Source organism: Xanthomonas sp. A1809 (genome assembly GCF_017746015.1).
Lineage (GTDB): Bacteria > Pseudomonadota > Gammaproteobacteria > Xanthomonadales > Xanthomonadaceae > Xanthomonas > Xanthomonas euvesicatoria.
This window is the reverse complement of sequence record NZ_JAGHWZ010000015.1, coordinates 88,411-107,919: the sequence shown is the minus strand read 5'-3', so window position 1 is coordinate 107,919 and position 19,509 is coordinate 88,411. Positions and strand designations below refer to the sequence as shown.

General features: G+C 62.5%; 18 protein-coding genes and 1 tRNA gene. 18 read left to right on the top strand and 1 reads right to left on the bottom strand.

Annotation, left to right across the window (positions count from 1 at the left end; all coding sequences use genetic code 11):
• Positions 1–82: 82 nt before the first annotated feature.
• The 4 genes from pheT (at position 83) to J7396_RS18590 (ending at position 3,257) form a co-directional block, all read left to right on the top strand.
• Positions 83–2,461, top strand: coding sequence for a phenylalanine--tRNA ligase subunit beta (gene pheT / locus J7396_RS18605; RefSeq protein ID WP_209261883.1), 2,379 nt, complete (start codon positions 83–85; stop codon positions 2,459–2,461).
• Positions 2,462–2,482: 21 nt separating this feature from the next.
• The gene (locus J7396_RS18600) at positions 2,483–2,782 is read left to right on the top strand and encodes an integration host factor subunit alpha (RefSeq protein ID WP_002811076.1); all 300 of its coding nucleotides are present in this window, start codon (positions 2,483–2,485) and stop codon (positions 2,780–2,782) included.
• The gene (locus J7396_RS18595) at positions 2,763–3,119 is read left to right on the top strand and encodes a MerR family transcriptional regulator (protein WP_005995911.1); all 357 of its coding nucleotides are present in this window, start codon (positions 2,763–2,765) and stop codon (positions 3,117–3,119) included. Before J7396_RS18600 ends, J7396_RS18595 begins: the two co-directional genes overlap by 20 nt.
• Before the next feature lie 61 nt (positions 3,120–3,180).
• Positions 3,181–3,257 (top strand) — tRNA-Pro (locus J7396_RS18590).
• Between the two features lie 229 nt (positions 3,258–3,486).
• On the opposite strand, the gene J7396_RS18585 is transcribed toward J7396_RS18590, so the two are convergent.
• A complete protein-coding gene (locus J7396_RS18585; RefSeq protein ID WP_165794859.1) occupies positions 3,487–3,819 on the bottom strand; it encodes a hypothetical protein in 333 nt (110 codons plus the stop codon).
• On the opposite strand from J7396_RS18585, the gene J7396_RS18580 reads away from it, so the two are divergent.
• The 14 genes from J7396_RS18580 to J7396_RS18515 all read left to right on the top strand — a co-directional run bounded on the left by J7396_RS18580 (position 3,728) and on the right by J7396_RS18515 (position 19,377).
• The gene (locus tag J7396_RS18580) at positions 3,728–4,426 is read left to right on the top strand and encodes a polysaccharide biosynthesis/export family protein (protein WP_005914015.1); all 699 of its coding nucleotides are present in this window, start codon (positions 3,728–3,730) and stop codon (positions 4,424–4,426) included. The genes J7396_RS18585 and J7396_RS18580 overlap by 92 nt on opposite strands.
• Positions 4,408–5,847: a GumC family protein gene (locus J7396_RS18575; RefSeq protein WP_126952708.1), complete on the top strand. Its 1,440-nt coding sequence runs from the start codon at positions 4,408–4,410 to the stop codon at positions 5,845–5,847. The genes J7396_RS18580 and J7396_RS18575 overlap by 19 nt, the downstream gene beginning before the upstream one ends.
• Before the next feature lie 243 nt (positions 5,848–6,090).
• A complete protein-coding gene (locus J7396_RS18570; RefSeq protein ID WP_005920304.1) occupies positions 6,091–7,545 on the top strand; it encodes an undecaprenyl-phosphate glucose phosphotransferase in 1,455 nt (484 codons plus the stop codon).
• 94 nt (positions 7,546–7,639) lie between these two features.
• Positions 7,640–8,929 carry a hypothetical protein gene (locus J7396_RS18565; RefSeq protein ID WP_050541577.1) on the top strand — a complete coding sequence of 430 codons (1,290 nt, stop codon included), beginning with the start codon at positions 7,640–7,642 and terminating at the stop codon, positions 8,927–8,929.
• Positions 8,926–10,020, top strand: coding sequence for an acyltransferase family protein (locus J7396_RS18560; protein WP_209261882.1), 1,095 nt, complete (start codon positions 8,926–8,928; stop codon positions 10,018–10,020). The genes J7396_RS18565 and J7396_RS18560 overlap by 4 nt, the downstream gene beginning before the upstream one ends.
• Positions 10,021–10,033: 13 nt before the next feature.
• Complete coding sequence (locus tag J7396_RS18555; protein WP_209261881.1) at positions 10,034–11,122, top strand: acyltransferase family protein; 1,089 nt, start codon at positions 10,034–10,036, stop codon at positions 11,120–11,122.
• A 64-nt stretch (positions 11,123–11,186) separates the two neighbouring features.
• On the top strand, positions 11,187–12,329 hold the full coding sequence (locus J7396_RS18550) for a glycosyltransferase family 4 protein (RefSeq protein WP_209261880.1): 1,143 nt from the start codon (positions 11,187–11,189) through the stop codon (positions 12,327–12,329).
• Complete coding sequence (locus tag J7396_RS18545) at positions 12,326–13,375, top strand: glycosyltransferase (protein WP_184420039.1); 1,050 nt, start codon at positions 12,326–12,328, stop codon at positions 13,373–13,375. The genes J7396_RS18550 and J7396_RS18545 overlap by 4 nt, the downstream gene beginning before the upstream one ends.
• A 17-nt stretch (positions 13,376–13,392) precedes the next feature.
• A complete protein-coding gene (locus J7396_RS18540; protein WP_033478864.1) occupies positions 13,393–14,883 on the top strand; it encodes a lipopolysaccharide biosynthesis protein in 1,491 nt (496 codons plus the stop codon).
• Between the two features lie 63 nt (positions 14,884–14,946).
• The gene (locus J7396_RS18535; protein WP_011347895.1) at positions 14,947–16,143 is read left to right on the top strand and encodes a glycosyltransferase; all 1,197 of its coding nucleotides are present in this window, start codon (positions 14,947–14,949) and stop codon (positions 16,141–16,143) included.
• 36 nt (positions 16,144–16,179) lie between these two features.
• The gene (locus J7396_RS18530) at positions 16,180–16,974 is read left to right on the top strand and encodes a polysaccharide pyruvyl transferase family protein (protein ID WP_008574556.1); all 795 of its coding nucleotides are present in this window, start codon (positions 16,180–16,182) and stop codon (positions 16,972–16,974) included.
• 4 nt (positions 16,975–16,978) lie between these two features.
• Positions 16,979–17,773 (top strand): WecB/TagA/CpsF family glycosyltransferase, encoded by a 795-nt coding sequence (locus J7396_RS18525; protein ID WP_014090471.1) that lies wholly within the window; start codon positions 16,979–16,981, stop codon positions 17,771–17,773.
• 34 nt (positions 17,774–17,807) lie between these two features.
• Positions 17,808–18,269 (top strand): cupin domain-containing protein, encoded by a 462-nt coding sequence (locus J7396_RS18520; RefSeq protein ID WP_008574552.1) that lies wholly within the window; start codon positions 17,808–17,810, stop codon positions 18,267–18,269.
• A 91-nt stretch (positions 18,270–18,360) separates the two neighbouring features.
• Complete coding sequence (locus J7396_RS18515; RefSeq protein ID WP_057682173.1) at positions 18,361–19,377, top strand: TraB/GumN family protein; 1,017 nt, start codon at positions 18,361–18,363, stop codon at positions 19,375–19,377.
• Positions 19,378–19,509: the final 132 nt, after the last annotated feature.

The window sequence follows — 19,509 nt, the reverse complement described above, 5'->3', positions numbered from 1 at the left end:
TGGCTCCATCGGTCCGGTTCCGAAGGCCCGGCAACCCTGCTCTTGCGATTCCCCATTCCCAATTCTCGATTCCCGGCCTCTCATGAAATTCTCTGAAAATTGGCTGCGCAGCCACGTTCCGATCCAGGCCACGCGCGATGAACTGGCCGCGACGCTGACGGCGATCGGTCTGGAAGTCGAAGAAGTCACGCCGCTGGGCGAGTCGCTTGGTCAGGTGGTGGTGGCGCGTATCGTCGAAGCGGTGCGTCATCCCGAAGCCGATCGTCTGCAGGTTTGCAGCGTCGATGCCGGGCAGGGCGAGTTGCTGCAGATCGTGTGTGGCGCGCCGAATGCGCGTGCGGGTCTGGTGGCGCCGTTGGCGCTGGTCGGTGCGAAGATCGGCGAGCTGACGATCACTGCGGCCAAGCTGCGCGGTGTGGCGTCCAACGGCATGTTGTGTTCGGCCAAGGAACTTGGTCTGGACAGCGATGCGTCGGGTCTGTTCGAGTTGCCCGACGATGCGCCGGTGGGGCAGGCGCTGGCCGAGTATCTGGGGCTGCCCGATGCCAGCATCGAGATCAAGCTCACGCCCAACCGTGCCGATTGCTTCAGCGTACGCGGCATCGCCTTCGACGTGGCCGCCGCGTGCGCCAGCGAAGTGGTGGCGTTCGACGCCGGCATGGTGGCGCCGGTGTCCACGCGCACGCTGGCAGTGGAACTGGACGCCGGTAAGGATGCGCCGCGCTATTGCGGTCGTGTGATCGAAGGAATCGACCCGTCCGCCAAGACGCCGGTGTGGCTGGCCGAGCGGCTGCGCCGCAGCGGCGTGCGTCCGGTGTCGTTGCTGGTGGACATCACCCAGTACGTGATGCTGGAGCTGGGCCAGCCGATGCACGCGTTCGACCTAGACACGCTGCAAGGCCCGATCGGCGTGCGCCATTCCCGCGTTGGCGAACAGTTGGTGCTGCTGGACGGTCGCCAGGTCACGTTGGACGAGAGTTTTCTGACCATCACCGATGCCGGGCGTCCGGTTGCATTGGCCGGCTTGATGGGCGGGCTGGACACACGCGTCACCGATACCACCCGCAATGTGTTCCTGGAGTCGGCGTACTTCGCCCCTGAGGCCATCATGGGCCGTGGCCGCAAACTCGGCCTGCATACCGATGCCGGGCACCGTTTCGAGCGTGGCGTGGATCCGGCACTGCCGCCGCAGGCGATTGAAGTGGCGACGCGCCTGGTGCTGGAACTGGCCGGCGGTACGCCTGGCCCGGTGGTGCATGCGCAGCTGCCGGAGCATCTGCCGCAGCCGGCGCGCATCCGCTTGCGCCGTGCGCGCATTGCACGCGTGCTCGGTATCCAGATCGACGATGCCGACGTCGTGCGCATGCTGCGGGCGCTCGGCATGCACGTCGAAGCGGTTGCCGAAGGCTGGGAGGTGATGGCCCCGAGCCGTCGCTTCGACATCGCCATCGAAGAAGATCTCATTGAAGAGCTGGCGCGTATCCACGGGTACGACCGGGTGCCGACCACGCTGCCTGGTGGCGCCAGTCGCATCGCGATGCCGAGCGAAACCCAGCTGGACGAGCTCAGCGTGCGGCGCCAGCTGGTGGCGCGCGAGCTGCAGGAAACCATCAATTACGCCTTCGTCGATGCGGCCTTGCTGGAGCGTTGGCAGCTTACCGAAGGCCTGGTGCCGCTGGCCAACCCGCTCAGTGCGGAGTTGGCGATCATGCGTCCGCGCCTGTTGCCGGGCCTGGTCGCCACGTTGGGCCGCAATGCTGCACGCCAGGCTGGGCGGGTGCGCTTGTTCGAGCTGGGCAAGGTGTTCGCAGCTGCGGCCGATGCCGGTGCGGCACCCGGAGAGTCGCAGCACGTTGCCGCGGCGGTGTGCGGCGATGCGCTGGCGTTGCAGTGGGGCGAGCCAGCGCGCAAGGTGGATTTCCACGATTTGAAGGGCGACTTGATCGCGCTGGCTGCGGCCAGCGGCGCGCAGCTGGAGTTCCAGCCGTCGACGCAGCCGTTCGGACACCCGGGCCGGTCGGCCGATATCTATCGCGACGGCGTCTGTATCGGCTGGATCGGGCAGGTACATCCGCGTCTGGCCAAGGCGCTGGACATCGACGTGGACGTGATCGCGTTCGAGTTGCAGCTGATGCCCTTGGTCCAGCGGACCCTGCCGCGCGCCGGCGAGCTGTCACGGTTCCCCTCGGTGCGCCGCGATCTGGCCTTCCTGGTGCCCGACGAGGTGAGCTGGGCGGCAGTGTCGGCCAGCGTGCGCACTACGGTCGGGCCATTGTTGCGTGAGGTGCAATTGTTCGACCGCTATGTCGGGCAGGGGGTCGAGCCAGGTTTCAAGAGTCTGGCTATGGGCTTGATTTTGCAGGATAACTCGCGCACTCTCACCGACCGGGACGTCGATGCGGTCGTCACCGACGTGGTGGCCGTGATCGAGCGCGAGCATCGCGCCCGGATCCGGAGTTGAGGCGGTAACCAGGGGATTGGCATGGCATTGACGAAAGCGGAGATGGCCGAACGTCTGTTCGACGAGGTCGGTCTGAACAAGCGTGAGGCAAAGGAATTTGTCGACGCGTTCTTCGATGTGCTGCGTGATGCGCTGGAGCAGGGCCGTCAGGTGAAGCTGTCGGGTTTCGGCAACTTCGATCTGCGGCGAAAGAACCAACGGCCCGGTCGCAATCCCAAGACCGGCGAAGAAATTCCGATCTCGGCACGGACGGTGGTGACGTTCCGCCCCGGCCAAAAACTCAAGGAACGGGTGGAGGCTTATGCTGGATCCGGGCAGTAATCGCGAGCTACCGCCGATCCCGGCCAAACGCTATTTCACCATTGGTGAGGTCAGCGAGCTATGCGACGTCAAGCCGCATGTGCTGCGCTATTGGGAAACCGAGTTCCCCAGCCTGGAGCCGGTCAAGCGGCGCGGGAACCGGCGCTACTACCAGCGCCATGACGTGCTGATGGTGCGTCAGATCCGCGGGTTGCTGTACGAACAGGGCTATACCATCGGCGGTGCGCGCTTGCGCCTGGAGGGCGATGGCGCCAAGAGCGAGTCGGCGCTGAGCAATCAGATCATCAAGCAGGTGCGGATGGAGCTGGAAGAAGTCCTGCAACTGCTGCGCCGCTAGGAAAACGTTTCACAAAGCCGCTATAATCGCAGGCCGCCCTCGCGGCGGAGCGCAGCATCTTCGGGGTATAGCGCAGCCTGGTAGCGCACTAGTCTGGGGGACTAGTGGTCGTCGGTTCGAATCCGGCTACCCCGACCAAATAACGAGCCCATGACGTCAGGTCATGGGCTTTTTTGTTGCGTCGCAACATTGCATTTTTGTGTCCGCGACGGCCTGGGCGAATACGCATATCGGCATATCGCGATGCAGCATGAACGGCGCACTAGCGCCGGCTTTTTGCGGTCCGGTTCGCTATGGACTTGGATCACGCAATGGTGCTAAGTGTCCGAAAACACTCCGAAACATTTTCTCCAGATTCAAACGTGGATCACGGTTCGTTAACGCGATATCGACGAACTTGAATCAATAGGCCAACGCTGTCAAAAAAATGGCGTGCGGTCTCTTGCGGTGCGATTTTTCTGTGCCATAGTGCAGTGCAACACGCCTTACCTGTCGTGATCCCGATGTCCCGGGATGAATCCTCTGTCGTACGTTCGTGCTGGCGTGTTTGGCCGGTTGAATGCTGCGCGAGCTCCTGTCCCACCCAACCGAGGCAGCCAGCCACACGCATGAAGAAACTGATCGGACGATTTTGCCAAGCGCTCAGCCTGGCGTTGATCTGCTCGATAACACTGGGCGCTTGCAGCACCGGTAAGGACATGGCGACCTCGTTGCCACTGCCTGACCCGCTCGCAATGTCCGCAGTGCAGCCCGAGTATCGGCTCTCGCCAGGCGACCTGCTGCTGGTCAAGGTGTTCCAGATCGACGATCTGGAACGGCAGGTCCGTATCGATCAGAACGGCCACATTTCGTTGCCGCTCATTGGCGACGTAAATGCGGCCGGCATGGGCGTCGGCGAGCTGGAAAAGATGGTGGCCGACCGGTACCGCAACGGCTACCTGCAAAATCCGCAGGTGTCGGTGTTCGTGCAGGAATCCAACGGCCGTCGCGTCACCGTGACCGGAGCGGTCGACGAGCCGGGCATTTATCCGGTGATCGGGGCCAACCTGACCTTGCAGCAAGCCATCGCGCAGGCCAAGGGCGTGAGCACGGTCGCCAGCCGCGGCAATGTCATCGTGTTCCGCATGGTCAATGGGCAAAAGATGCTCGCGCGGTTCGACCTGACCGAAATCGAGAAGGGAACCAACCCCGATCCTGAGATTTACGGCGGCGACATCGTGGTGGTGTACCGCTCGGATGCGCGCGTGTGGTTGCGCACCATGCTGGAACTGACTCCTCTTGTGATGGTGTGGCGCGCTTACCGATGAGCATGAATTCCGACAATCGTTCCTCTTCGTCGCAGCGTCACGGGCATCTCGAACTCGCCGATGTGGGGTTGCTCGACTACTGGCGCGCCCTGGTGTCGCAGCGTTGGTTGATTATCGCAATCGCACTGGGCGCATTGCTGCTGGCGCTGGCCATCACGCTGCTGATGCCGGAGAAGTACCGCGCGACCAGCACGCTGCAGATCGAACGCGATTCGCTGAACGTGGTGAACGTCGACAACCTGATGCCGGTGGAGTCGCCGCAGGATCGCGATTTCTACCAGACCCAGTATCAGCTGCTGCAGAGCCGTTCACTGGCACGTGCAGTGATCCGCGAAGCCAAGCTCGACAAGGAGCCGGCGTTCAAGGACCAGGTGGACGAGGCACTGGAGAAGGCCGCAGCCAAGAATCCCGAGGCAGGCAAATCGGTTGATTCGCGTCAGGCGATCATCGAGCGCAGCCTCACCGATACGTTGCTGGCCGGCCTGGTGGTCGAACCCATCCTCAATTCGCGCCTGGTCTACGTCAACTACGATTCGCCGGACCCCGTGCTGTCGGCCAAGATCGCCAACACGTACGCAAAGATGTTCATCATCAGTACGCAGGAACGCCGCATGAAGGCGTCCTCGTTCGCGACCAAGTTCCTTGCCGAGCGACTGGAGCAGTTGCGCAGCAAGGTCGAAGATTCGGAGAAGTCGCTGGTCGCATACTCCACCGATGAGCAGATTGTGTCGGTGGGCGACGACAAGCCCTCGTTGCCGGCGCAGAACCTGACCGATCTCAACGCCTTGCTGGCTTCTGCGCAGGACGCCCGTATCAAGGCCGAGGCCGCCTGGCGTCAGGCATCCAGTGGCGATGGCATGTCGTTGCCTCAGGTGCTCAGCAGTCCGTTGATCCAGAGCCTGCGGAGCGAGCAGGTGCGTCTCACCACCGAGTACCAGCAGAAGCTGTCGACCTTCAAGCCGGACTACCCGGAAATGCAGCGTCTGAAGGCGCAAATCGAAGAGTCGCGCCGGCAGATCAATGGCGAGGTCATCAACGTGCGCCAGTCGCTGAAGGCGACCTACGATGCGTCGGTGCATCAGGAGCAGTTGCTCAACGAGCGCATTGCCGGCTTGCGGAACAACGAGCTGGATCTGCAGAGCCGCAGCATTCGTTACAACATGCTCAAGCGCGACGTCGACACCAACCGTCAGCTCTACGATGCGCTGCTTCAGCGCTACAAGGAAATCGGTGTGGCAGGCAATGTCGGCGCCAACAACGTGACCATCGTCGATACCGCAGATGTGCCTACGTCGAAGACTTCGCCGAAACTGAAATTGAACCTCGCGTTGGGCCTGATCTTTGGCGTATTCCTAGGTTTGGCTGTGGCTCTGGTGCGGTACTTCCTGCGCGTCAATGGGCGGGAAACGCGGCCGAACTGACATCGTGATGTTGCAAAACGATGGTTAATTAAAGTGACAACTGATTCAGCGTGGAAAAGGTGGGATCCCGTATGTTTCGGGCTCCTTCGTTTGAAAGTTTGTCTCTGTTGAAACAAAGGGCTGTCGAGTGATCTGGGGTCGGTAGGTTCTACCGCGGTGATCGCTTGGCGGAGATGATTGAAAGCTCGCGTGCGATTCGTATGTTCCCCCGCATGCGTCGTATCGAGTTTGGAGGACATCCCCATGCTTTTGGCAGACTTGAGTAGCGCGACTTACACAACTTCCTCGCCGCGATTGTTGTCCAAATATTCGGCTGCGGCCGATCTGGTTTTGCGCGTCTTCGACCTGACCATGGTTGTGGTGTCCGGTCTGGTCGCTTATCGCATCGTGTTTGGTTCCTGGGTGCCAGCCGCGCCGTATCGGCTGGCGATCGCCACCACGCTGCTGTACTCGGTGATCTGCTTTGCGTTGTTCCCGTTGTACCGCAGCTGGCGCGGCCGTGGGCTGTTGAGCGAACTGATGGTGCTGGGCGGCGCGTTCGGCGGTGTGTTCGCGCTGTTTGCCGTGCATGCGCTGATCGTGCAGGTGGGCGAGCAGGTGTCGCGCGGTTGGATCGGCTTGTGGTTCGTCGGTGGCCTGGCCTCGCTGGTGGCGGCACGCACGGTGCTGCGCGGCTTCCTCAACCATTTGCGTACCCAGGGCGTGGACGTGCAACGCGTGGTGGTGGTGGGGCTGCGTCACCCGGTGATGAAAATCAACCACTACCTGAGCCGTAACTCGTGGGTCGGCATGAACCTGGTCGGTTATTTTCGCACTCCTTACGACATTGCCGTGACCGAACAGCGTCAGTCATTGCCGTGCCTGGGCGAGCCGGACGCGTTGATCGATTATCTGAAGGAAAACCAGGTCGAGCAGGTGTGGATCTCGCTGCCGCTGGGCGAACGCGACCACATCAAGCAGCTGTTGCAGCGCCTGGATCGTTACCCGATCAACGTCAAGCTGGTGCCTGACCTGTTCGATTTCGGTCTGCTCAATCAGTCTGGCGAACAGATCGGCAACGTGCCGGTGATCAATCTGCGCCAGGGCGGGGTGGACCGCGACAATTATTTCGTGGTGGCCAAGGCGTTGCAGGACAAGATCCTGGCCGTGATCGCGCTGCTTGGCCTGTGGCCGCTGATGGCCGCCATTGCCGTGGGCGTCAAGTTGAGCTCGCCCGGCCCGGTGTTCTTCCGCCAGCGCCGTCATGGCCTGGGTGGCCGCGAGTTCTACATGTTCAAGTTCCGCTCGATGCGTGTGCACGACGACCATGGCACGACGATCCAGCAGGCGACCAAGAATGACGCACGTATTACCCGTTTCGGTGCATTCCTGCGTCGTAGCAGCTTGGACGAATTGCCGCAGATCTTCAACGTGCTGGGTGGCAGCATGTCGATCGTCGGGCCGCGCCCGCACGCTGCGCAGCACAACACGCACTACGAAAAGCTGATCAACCACTACATGCAGCGTCACTACGTCAAGCCTGGCATCACCGGTTGGGCGCAGGTGAACGGCTTCCGTGGCGAAACCCCGGAACTGCGGACGATGAAGAAGCGTATCCAGTACGACCTCGATTACATCCGCCGTTGGTCGTTGTGGCTGGACATCCGCATCATCGTGCTGACCGCTGTGCGCGTGCTCGGACAGAAGACCGCGTACTGATGATGGTGGGGAGCGTGCGAGCAGGCGCGTTCGGCGCCGCGGGCGGCTGCATTGCAGCCGCTCCTTTCAAGCGGGCATCTGCATGCTGATTCGAATGAGCGAGGAAACTCGCGTGCGCTGGCATAACCTGCTGATCGAGCTCACGTTGCTAGTCGGCGTGGGCTATAACCTGGTGCTGGCGTTCATCAACGCGAACGTGTTCACCGTGCGACCGGTAATCACCTACGCGGTCGAATTCATGGTCTACGCGGCGTGCTTCCTGCTTGGCATGGGTTCGTTGAGCCGCAAACGCATTGCCCTGATCGTCAGCGGGCTCGGGTTGATCGTTACGCTGATGTTCGTGCGGTTTTTGGTGAACTGGCAGATCGACCCCAAGTTCTTCCGCGACGCGCTGGTGGTGTTCGCCTTCGTCGTGCTTGGCTCTGCCTACACGGGCTCGGTGCCCAAGCTGTTCATCCGCATGACCATCATCGTCTCACTGGTTGCCGCATTCGAGCTGGCGATGCCAGTCAAATACGGCGATCTGATTAATCCGAAGAGCTTCTTCGTCAACGCGCGCGGCATGAGCGCCGAAGGCTTTTGGAACGAAGACAGTAATCTGTTCGTCAGCGCAACACGGCCGGGCGAGCGTAACTTCCTGCCGGGTTCCAATCTGCCGCGCGCCTCTTCGATGTTCATCGAGCCGGTGACGATGGGTAATTACATCTGCTTCTTCACCGCGATCGTGCTGGTGTTCTGGCGTTGGATGCGGCCGGCGGCGCTGATCCTGTCGGTGGGGTTGATCGGTTTCATGATCGTGGCCTCAGACGGACGATTGGCGGCGGGTACCTGTGTCTTGATGGTGCTGCTGACGCCGCTATTGAAACGGTTGGATCAGCGGCTGGCCTTCCTGGTGTTCCTGCTGGTGATCATGAGCGCATGGCTGCTGGTCTGGGTCACGGGCATCACCGCATACCAGGACACCACGATGGGGCGCGTGTTCTTCACCGTTTATTCGATGAATAACCTGTCGTTCGAATCCTGGATGGGCCTGGATTTTGCGCAGGCGTATCGTTACTTCGATAGTGGCATTTCGTACTTCATCGCATCGCAATCGATCGTGGGCGTGCTGGCCTTCCTGCTGGCCTATTCGTTCCTGCTGCTGATGCCGAGCAAGGAAGGGCAGCTGTTCAAGAACCTGGCGATCTTTGCGTTCGCCTTGAGCCTGCTTGTCTCCAACGGTTACTTCTCGATCAAGACATCGGCATTGTGGTGGTTTGTCTGCGGTTGCATGTGGCACATGCTGCCGACCTGGTCTGCGTCCGACGCGCAAACCGCCTTGATCAAGGACGATCCAACGGCAGATGGCGCGCAGTTGCCATTGCCTGCGGGAGCAGCACGATGAGCGTGTCGGCAATGCCGGCATCGCCGTCGGCTTTGCCGGCCGCCGACGCGCAGGTTGCAACAGGCGGTCGCGTCCGCGACCCGCGCATCGACGCCACCAAGGCCATTGCGATCCTGTTGGTGGTGTTCTGTCATGCCAAGGGCGTCCCACATGGCATGACCTTGTTCGCCTATAGCTTCCATGTGCCGCTGTTTTTCCTGGTATCCGGCTGGTTGGCAGCGGGTTATGCGTCGACCACGACTGGGCTGGACAGGCGCTCAGTCGGCAGGCATGTACGCAGCTTGCTGCTGCCGTACGTCACCTTCTATCTGCTTGGTTATGCCTATTGGCTATTGACCCGCAATATCGGCGAAAAGGCTGCGCGCTGGGGAAGTCACCCGTGGTGGGAGCCGATCGTGGCGATGTTCACCGGCATCGGCCCGGACCTGTATGTGCAGCCTCCGCTGTGGTTCTTGCCCGTCATGTTGGTGACTGTGGTGAGTTACATGGTCTTGCGCCGCCTGCTGGCGCCGATCCTGATCGCGGGGCTGGCATTGATCGTGGCGTGGTTCTGGATGAACTGGTTCCCGACACAGCGCGTGCGGATTTTTTTCGGTTTGGATGTGCTACCGGTGTCGCTGTGCTTTTACGCATTGGGCGCCTTGCTGATCCACGTTTCGCCACGCCTGCCGACATCCTTGGCCGGCAGCGCCCTGGCGACGGTCGTGTTGGGATTGGCGGTGGCCTGGCTGGCTGTCGCCAATGGGCGAATCGACGTCAACATGCTCGAATTCGGAAGTAACCACGCGCTGTTCCTGGTTAGCGCGTTGCTTGGTTCGTTGATGGTGATCTGCGCGGCGCGGCTGGTACAGAGCTGGGCGTGGCTGCAGTGGATCGGCCGCAATACCTTGCTGATTCTTTGTACGCATATGTTGGTGTTCTTCGTGCTCTCCGGTGTTGCTGCCTTGGCTGGTGGATTCGGTGGGGCGCGTCCGGGGCTGGGTTGGGCGGTCTTTGTCACGCTGTTCGCATTGGCCGCCAGCGTGCCGCTGCGTTGGATCCTGATGCGCTTCGCTCCGTGGGCGCTGGGCGCGCGCCGGGTGGCGGCATGAGCGGCGCCTTGGCATGACAAGCACATCCTCTTCACCGCACGCTGCGCGTGCGCATCACTTGGCGGACGCCAGAACGGCACCTGCGCCGACGCGTGACTGGCAGATCGACGCCGCCAAAGCGTTGGCCATCGCGCTGGTGGTGCTGGGCCATGCCAGCGGCATGCCCCCAGCGTACAAGCTGTTCGCCTACAGCTTCCATGTGCCGCTGTTTTTCGTGTTGTCGGGTTGGGTTGGCGAGCGATTCGGGCATCGGGCATTGACGGGGGCATCCGTCGCGAAGCTGGCGCGCACGCTGCTGGTGCCGTATCTCGCTTTTTTCATGGTGGCCTATGCGCTGTGGTTGTTGACTGCTGCGATCGATGGGCATGCAGGTCATCCGCAGACGCGCCCGTGGTGGCACCCGCTGACGGGATTGCTGTGGGCCAACGGGTCACGCCTGTATGTGCTTCCGGCGCTGTGGTTTCTGCCAGCGCTCTTTGTCACGACGCTGGCCTACATTGCGTTGCGTGCGCGATTGAGTGCGGCCGCAGTGGCGGCGATCAGCCTGCCGATCGCGTTGGCGTGGGCGGGCTGGTTCCCTTCGCTGCAGCAGCGCTTGCCGCTCGCGCTGGATGTGCTGCCGGTGGCGCTGTTTTTCATTGCAGTCGGCGGTTGGCTATCGCGCTTTGCCGATGCGTTGCGATCATTGCGCGCGCAGGTGTGGGCGCTTGCCTTGTTGCCGTTGGCTGCACTGTGGTGGTGGCTGGCGGGATGGAACGGGCAGGTGGACGTGAACAACCTGCAGTTCGGGCAGTCGGCGGCCGTCTTCCTGCTGGCCAGTCTGCTCGGGACGGCGATGACGTTTTGCGTCGCTTATTTCATTCGGCGTCTGCGCTGGGTGCAATGGATCGGTAGCAATACCTTGCTGATTCTGTGCACGCATACCCTGGTTTTCTTGGTGGCCACCAGCGTGGTGGCGCGTACGGGCCTGATCGCACGTAGCGCAATCGGTACACCTGCCTGGGCGTTGGGGCTGAGCGCGTTCGCGATTGCTGTAAGCGTGCCGATGCGCGCGGTGCTGGTGCCGATCGCACCGTGGATGTTGGGGTTGAAACGCAAATGACGAGTTTTCAGAATCAGCCGTCGCAGCAACTGAGTGCGCGCCGCTGGCAAAGGAGAGTGGCGTAATGAAAGTGGTGCATGTCGTCCGCCAATTCCATCCTTCGATCGGGGGCATGGAAGAGGTCGTTCTCAATGTTGCCCGCCAACATCAGGCCACGAGCGCCGATACGGTCGAGATCGTGACGCTGGATCGTGTGTTTACTAATCCCGGTACGCCGCTTGCGGCGCAGGACACGCACCAAGGGCTGCCGATCCGGCGGATTGGCTATCGCGGCTCGTCGCGCTACCCGCTGGCGCCCTCGGTGCTCGGTGCGATTCGTTCGGCCGACGTTGTGCATCTGCATGGCATCGATTTTTTTTACGACTATCTGGCATTGACCAAGCCGCTGCACGGCAAGCCGATGGTGGTGTCCACGCACGGCGGTTTTTTCCATACCGCCTACGCATCGCGCATGAAGCAGCTGTGGTTCCAGACGCTCACGCGCACCTCGGCGCTGGCCTATGCACGGGTGATCGCCACCAGCGAAAACGATGGCGATCTGTTCGCCAGGGTGGTGGCACCGGCGCGGCTGCGGGTGATCGAAAACGGGGTGGATGTAGAGAAATATGCAGGGCAGGGAGCGACCGCGCCCGGCCGGACCATGCTGTATTTCGGCCGGTGGTCGGTCAACAAGGGGCTGATCGAAACCCTGGAGCTGTTGCAGGCAGCGCTCAAGCGCGACCCGCACTGGCGGCTGATCATTGCCGGCCGCGAGTACGATCTGAACGAAGCGGATCTGCGCAAGGCAATTGCCCAACGCGGGCTGCAGGAGAAGGTGCAGCTGAGCATGTCGCCCTCGCAGGAGCAATTGCGTGCATTGATGCAGCAGGCGCAGTTCTTCGTGTGCCTGTCGCGGCATGAAGGCTTTGGTATCGCGGCAGTGGAGGCAATGAGTGCGGGCTTGATTCCGATCCTCAGCGATATCCCGCCATTCGTGCGGCTCGCCAGCGAATCGGGGCAGGGCGTGATCGTCAGCCGCGACAGAATCGAAGCGGCGGCAGATCAGGTGCAGGCGCTTGCGTTGCAGTCCGACAGCGATTTCGACACCCGTCGCGCGGCGTCCATGGCCTATGTGAGCCGCTATGACTGGAAGCATGTGGTCGGGCGCTACGTCGACGAATACCACGATGCGTTGGGCATTCCGCGCGTGCAGGAGGCTGTGCGATGAGCGCGCTTGCTCCTGCGTCAATGACGCATGCGGCAACGCAGCCGCAGGTGACGGTGCTGTTTTCCACTGAAAAGCCCAATGCCAACACCAATCCGTACCTGACTCAGCTCTACGACGCGCTGCCTGCCGCAGTGCATCCGCGCTTCTTTTCGATGCGCGATGCATTGCTGTCGCGTTACGACGTGTTGCATCTGCATTGGCCCGAATACCTGCTGCGCCATCCGACCGCTGCCGGCACGTTGGCCAAGCAGGCCTGCGCTGCGTTGTTGTTGCTCAAGCTGCAGCTGACCGGCACGCCGGTGGTGCGCACCTTGCACAATCTTGCGCCGCATGAGGACCGCGGCTGGCGCGAACGTAGCCTGCTGCGCTGGATCGACCGGCTGACGCGGCGCTGGATTCGCATCAATGCGACCACGCCGCCACGTCCGCCGTTCACCGATACGATTCTGCACGGCCATTATCGCGACTGGTTCGCGACCATGGAGCAGGGCAACACGGTGCCCGGACGGCTGCTGCACTTCGGTCTGATCCGCCCGTACAAAGGCGTGGAAACCTTGATCGAGGTCATGCGCGAGGTCGACGATGCGCGTCTCAACCTGCGTATCGTCGGCAACCCGGCCACGCCGCAGATGCGCAGCTTGGTGGAGGACGCCTGCGCGCAGGATCCGCGGATCAGCGCATTGCTGGCCTACGTGGAAGAGCCGGTGCTGGCGCGCGAAGTCAGCGCGGCCGAACTGGTGGTGTTGCCGTATCGGCAGATGCATAACTCCGGCACCTTGCTGCTGGCGTTGTCGCTGGCGCGCCCGGTGCTGGCGCCGTGGAGCGAATCCAACGCGGCCATCGCCGAGGAAGTCGGCCCCGGTTGGGTGTTCCTGTATGAAGGCGAGTTCGATGCCGCGCTGCTGACCGGCATGCTGGACAAGGTGCGTGCTGCGCCACGCGGCCCGGCACCGGATCTGTCGCAGCGCGACTGGCCGCGGATCGGGCAGTTGCATTACCGCACCTATCTGGAAGCGTTGGGCAAGGATGGAGACGCCGCGCTGTGACCGCAGAGACACCTACGATGACATCTTCCACACCGCCGCCACCGCCACAGCGCAGCCTGGGGTCGCGCGCTGCCGGCGGCGCAGCGGTGACCATGCTGGGGCAGTCGGCCAAGATGGTGGTGCAGTTCGGCGGCATCATCCTGTTGGCGCGCTTGCTGACGCCCTACGACTACGGTCTGATGGCGATGGTGACCGCCATCGTCGGCGCCGCCGAGATCCTGCGCGATTTCGGTCTGTCGGCCGCGGCTGTGCAAGCCAAGCAAGTGAGCCGCGAGCAGCGCGACAACCTGTTCTGGATCAACAGCGGCATTGGCCTGCTGCTGTCGCTGGTGGTGTTCGCCTCGGCGCATCTGATTGCGAACTTCTACAAGGAGCCGGCCCTGGTGACGATTTCCCAGGCGCTGGCGATCACCTTCCTGATCAACGGCATGACCACGCAGTACCGCGCGCATCTGAGCCGCGGGCTGCGCTTCGGGCAGGTGGCGCTGAGCGATGTGGGCTCGCAGGTGCTCGGTCTGGGCGCTGCGGTTGCTGCTGCGCTGCTGGGCTGGGGCTACTGGGCGCTGGTGGTACAGCAGGTGGTGCAGGCCGGCGTCAATTTCATCATCGCCGCCAGCTGCGCGCGCTGGTTGCCGGGTGGCTACCAGCGTTCTGCACCGATGCGCGATTTCATGAGTTTCGGCTGGAACCTGATGGCGGCGCAGTTGCTGGGGTATGCCAGTCGCAACGTGGGCCAGGTCATCATCGGTTGGCGGACCGGACCGGACGCGCTGGGCTTGTACAACCGCGCATTCCAGTTGTTGATGATGCCGTTGAACCAGATCAATGCGCCTGCCACCAGCGTGGCGCTGCCGGTGTTGTCGCAGCTGCAGGACGACCGCGAGCGCTTCAGTGCCTTCCTGCTGCGCGGGCAGACCGTGATGGTGCACCTGATCTTTGCGCTGTTTGCGTTCGCCTGCGCGCTGGCGATGCCGCTGATTGTGCTGGTACTGGGCGAGCAGTGGCGTGAGGCGGTGCCGCTTTTCCAGGTGCTGACACTGGGCGGTATCTTCCAGACGGCCGCTTATGCAACGTATTGGGTGTTCCTTGCGCGGGGACTGATGCGCGCGCAGCTGGTGTATTCGCTGGTCAGTCGCGTCCTGCTGATTGCCTGCATCTTCGTCGGCTCGCGCTGGGGCGCAATGGGTGTGGCGATCGGCTATTCGTTCGGGCTGTTGTTGACGTGGCCGCTGTCGCTGCTGTGGATCGGCAAGATTTCAGACGCGCCGGTCGGAGCCCTGTTCACCAATGCACTGCGCGCCATGGTCGCCTACGGCGTGGCAGGTGGCTGTGCGTATTACGCCTCCATGACGGTTGGCGGCCCGCTGTGGGAGCAACTGGCTGTCGGCGCAGTGACGATGCTTGGCGTTTGCCTGCTTGCCTTGGCGATCTGGCCGGCATTCCGTCGCGATGTGATTGCCATCATCAACATCCGCAAGCTGCTGACGCAGGCCAAGGCACGTCGATGAGTCGACATTGTCTTCGCCTGCAGTCGGTCATGCTTTCTCTCACTCATTCATAGGACACGGCCCATGAGCGACACACCCGCCGCCGCTTCCGGCATCCGCCGGCCTTGCTATCTGGTCTTGTCCGCCCACGATTACCGAACGCCGCGGCGCGCCAATATCCACTTCATCACCGATCAACTGGCGTTGCGCGGGACCACGCGGTTCTTCTCGCTGCGTTACAGCCGGTTGTCGCGCATGAAGGGCGATATGCGGCTGCCGCTCGACGAAACCGCGAACAAGGTCGTCTCGCACAAGGGCGTCGACTGCTACCTGTGGCGCACGACGGTGCATCCGTTCAATACGCGTCGTCCATGGTTGCGGTCGGTCGAGGATGCGATGTTCCGTTGGTATGCTGCGCATCCGCCGCGCCAGTTGCTCGACTGGATGCGCGAGGCGGATGTGATCGTGTTCGAAAGCGGCATTGCGGTCGCTTTCATCGAGCTGGCCAAGCGCGTCAATCCTGCAGCCAAGCTGGTCTATCGCGCGTCGGACGGATTGAGCACGATCAATGTTGCGTCGTATATCGAACGCGAGTTCGACCGCGTGGCGCCCAAGCTCGATGTGATTGCACTGGTATCGCCGGCAATGGCAGAGGAGATCGCCAGCCGCGACAATGTCTATCACGTTGGCCATGGCGTGGATCACAACCTGGATCAACTCGGCGACCCGTCGCCGTACGGGGAGGGCATCCACGCAGTGGCGGTCGGTTCGATGTTGTTCGATCCGGAATTCTTCGTCGTTGCCAGCAAGGCGTTCCCGCAGGTGACGTTTCATGTGATCGGTTCGGGCATGGGCCGGCATCCGGGCTACGGCGATAACGTGGTGGTCTATGGCGAGATGAAACACGCCGAGACCATTGGCTATATCAAGCACGCGCGGTTCGGGATTGCGCCGTATGCTTCCGAGCAAGTGCCGGTCTACCTGGCCGACAGTTCGATGAAGTTGCTGCAATACGACTTTTTCGGCTTGCCTGCGGTGTGCCCGAACGCCGTGGTGGGGCCGTATCAGTCGCGTTTCGGCTACACTCCGGGGAACGCCGATTCTGTCGTTGCAGCAATCGGCCGCGCCCTGGAAGCACCGCGCGTGCGTTATCGCCAGTGCCTGAATTGGTCCGACACCACCGATCGCGTGCTGGATCCCAGTGCGTATCCGGAAACCCGTTTGTATCCACAGCAAAGCGCAGCGGTGCATGCCTCGTCGGAGGCTGCGCTCTCGCATTGATGCGCGCACATTTTTTCTTTAGGAGACTCACACGTTATGGCCAACGCCTTGCTGCAGAAATGGATAGAACATGCAGAACGTCGTGCGCTGTTCTGGTGGCAGCCCAAGAACGCTGGCGTGAATATGGGAGATCACCTGTCCAAGGTGATCGTCTCCTGCGTGCTGTCCCTGCAGGACAAGACGCTGATCGAAAAGCAGGATCTGAGCAAGAAGCTGATCGCGATCGGTTCGGTACTGCACTTCGCCAAAGACGGCGATACCGTCTGGGGTAGTGGCATCAACGGCAAGATTCCTGCCGAGCGCAACACCTTCAGTACGCTCGATGTCCGTGCAGTGCGTGGGCCGAAGACGCGCAAGTTTCTGCTTGATCGCGGCATCGCAGTGCCGGAAGTGTATGGCGATCCCGGGCTGCTGACGCCGATGTTCTTCCCGGCCGATGCGCTCGGTGCGATCAACAAGCGCCCGTTCGCCATCGTTCCGCACTTCAACGAGCCGGTTGAAAAGTACAGCGCGTACAAGGATCACTTGGTCTTTCCCAACGTCAAGCCCGCAACCTTCATGAGCGCGTTGCTTGGCGCCGAGTTGGTGATCAGCAGCTCGCTGCACGGCCTGATCCTTGCCGAAGCCTATGGAATCCCGGCGGTGTATCTGGATTGGGGCAATGGCGAAGATCGCTTCAAGTACGACGACTACTACAACGGCACCGGGCGTATGCAATGGCATTCCGGCAACAGCGTGGAGGAGTGTCTGCAACTGGGCGGCAACGGCGATTTCGATCTGGAAAAGCTGCAGGCCGGGCTGTTGGCTGCCTTCCCTTACGACCTTTGGTGATTCGATGATGCAGGGCCAGCGCGTGGATGTGGAAACAACGGGGATTGCCAGCGGAACCACGCCGCCGGGTGTGGTGATTCCGTTGGGCGGCTTTCCGGTCCTGTCCACCACGCAGGAAGCCTTTGCGTTGGATCTATTCCACGCGCTGGCCGCCCGTCAGCCGCGACGGGTGTTCTTTGCCAATACCAATTTCATCGTGCAATGCCAGGCGCTGCGGACGCGCATGCGCGAGCCCAGCGTGCGCATCGTCAACGACGGGATCGGCATGGATCTGGCTGCGCGGCTGATCCACGGCCGCCGCTTTGCCGGCAACCTCAATGGCACCGACCTGATTCCGTATCTGTGCCGTGAGAGTGCGCAACCGCTGAAATTCTTTCTGCTGGGCGGCCGTCCGGGTGTGGGCAAGACCGCTGCGGCGACGCTGACCGGGACCTTGGGGCAGCAGGTGGTCGGCATGTGCGATGGTTATGGCGAATTTGCGGCGGCGGGCGAGGGCCTGGCCGAGCGCATCAATCGCTCCGGTGCCGATGTGCTGCTGGTGGCGTTCGGCAATCCGCTGCAGGAGCGCTGGATCCTGGACCACAGCCATGTGCTGAGCGTGCCGCTGGTGTTCGGGGTGGGCGCATTGCTCGATTTCTTGTCCGGTACCGCAAAGCGTGCGCCCGAGTGGGTGCGAGGCCTGCACATGGAGTGGATGTATCGGCTGCTCAACGAGCCACGCCGTTTGCTCAAGCGCTATAGCTGGGATCTGTTGGTGTTCTTCCGCACCTGCTTGCGCGCGGGAAAGCAGCTGCCCTGATGCAGCGCAGGCGTGTCTGGCCTAGCATGCCTGCATGCATCCAACCGCCGCCGCCCTGATCCGCTCGCTGGACCTCGCCCCGCATCCGGAAGGCGGGCACTACCGCCGCATCCATGCCTCTGCGCGTCAGGTGACCGACAACGGCCAGACCCGCCCGGCAATGACCGCCATCCGTTTTTTGCTGAGTGCCGGCGAATGCAGTGCGTGGCACCGCGTGGATGCGGAAGAAACCTGGCATTGGCAGCTGGGCGATGCCTTGGAACTGCTGATCTATGACACCTGTACCGAACAAGTGCAGCGTGTGATCGTGGATGCCGCCGAACGCGGCGAGCCGATGCATGTGGTGCCGGCAGGCTGCTGGCAAGCGGCGCGCTCGCTCGGCGATTTCACCCTGGTGGGCTGCACGGTATCGCCGGGATTCGTCTGGGAAGGCTTTGCGTTGCTCGACAAGGCCTCGCCGCTGGCCGCACGCCTGGCGACGCTGCTGCCACGCTGATCATCGACCGCGCTTGCGCGTCCGAACGCTTCCCTAACGCGGCTGCTGCCGGCTTGGCGTACTGTCCGCCTCAAACAGGGGGCAAGACACCATGCAACGCAAGGTCGCGGGATGGGGAATGGGTTTGATGCTGGTGTCGCTGCTGGCGACCGCCGGGGAAGCCGTGCCGCCCAAGGTGGCGACGCCGGCACCAGCAGTGGTGGATCTGGAGGCCATGGTCGTGCGCGGCGTGCAGCCCGGGCCGGGCTTGTGGAAGGTCAGTAAGGGCGATCATGTGTTGTGGATCCTGGGTACCTTGTCGCCCTTGCCGAAGCGGCTGCAGTGGCAGTCGACCGAAGTGGAAACCATCATCGGCCAGTCCCAGCAGGTGCTGGCAGCGCCAACCGTGCAGGTGGATGCGGACATGGGATTCTTCGGCAAGCTGACCTTGCTGCCGTCGGCCATGAAAGCGATGAAGAACGAAGACGGGCGCGAGCTGCGCGACATCTTGCCGGCCGACCTGTATGCGCGCTGGAGCGTGTCCAAGGCGCGCTATCTCGGCAGCGACCGCGGCGTTGAGCGCAAACGCCCGATGCTGGCTGCCGGCGAGTTGTATCAGGCGGCGATCAAGCGCTCCGGCCTGGCCCGTTCGCCGGTGGTTTGGCCAGTGGTGGAACGCGCTGCCAAGCGTGCCGGCATCAAACCCACACCGACCGCGCTGGACTACAAGATCAAGGACCCGCGCCAGGCGCTCAAGGAATTCCGTGCCGGCGGAATGGACGATACCGCATGTTTCCGCAGCATTCTGGTGGCCGTGGAGCGCGACCTGCCGACGATGGTGGAGCGCGCCAATGCCTGGTCGGTGGGCGATGTCGAGGCCTTGCGTCGGCTGCCGCGCGAAGACCCGCAGGCCGCCTGCATGGACGCAATGGCCAGCTCCGGTGCTGCAAGGAAACGCGGCATCGACGATCTGGAACGGCGCATGCGCGAGCATTGGCTGGGTATCGCCACCGCTGCGCTGCAACGCAATCGCAGCACGTTCGCGGTGTTGCCGATCAGCCGGTTGACCGCGCCGGATGGCTATCTGGCACGCCTGCAAGCGCTGGGCTATGAGGTGGAAGCGCCTTGAGGCGATGTCGCCGCGTGCGCCTGGCGCGTCATGCCGAGCACGAGCACAGCAGTTGGCAGAGACGCAATGGATGCGGCAGGCGGCTGTTGCGCGGCGTGCCTCGCGGTGCATGCGCTTAAAGGTGTATCGGCA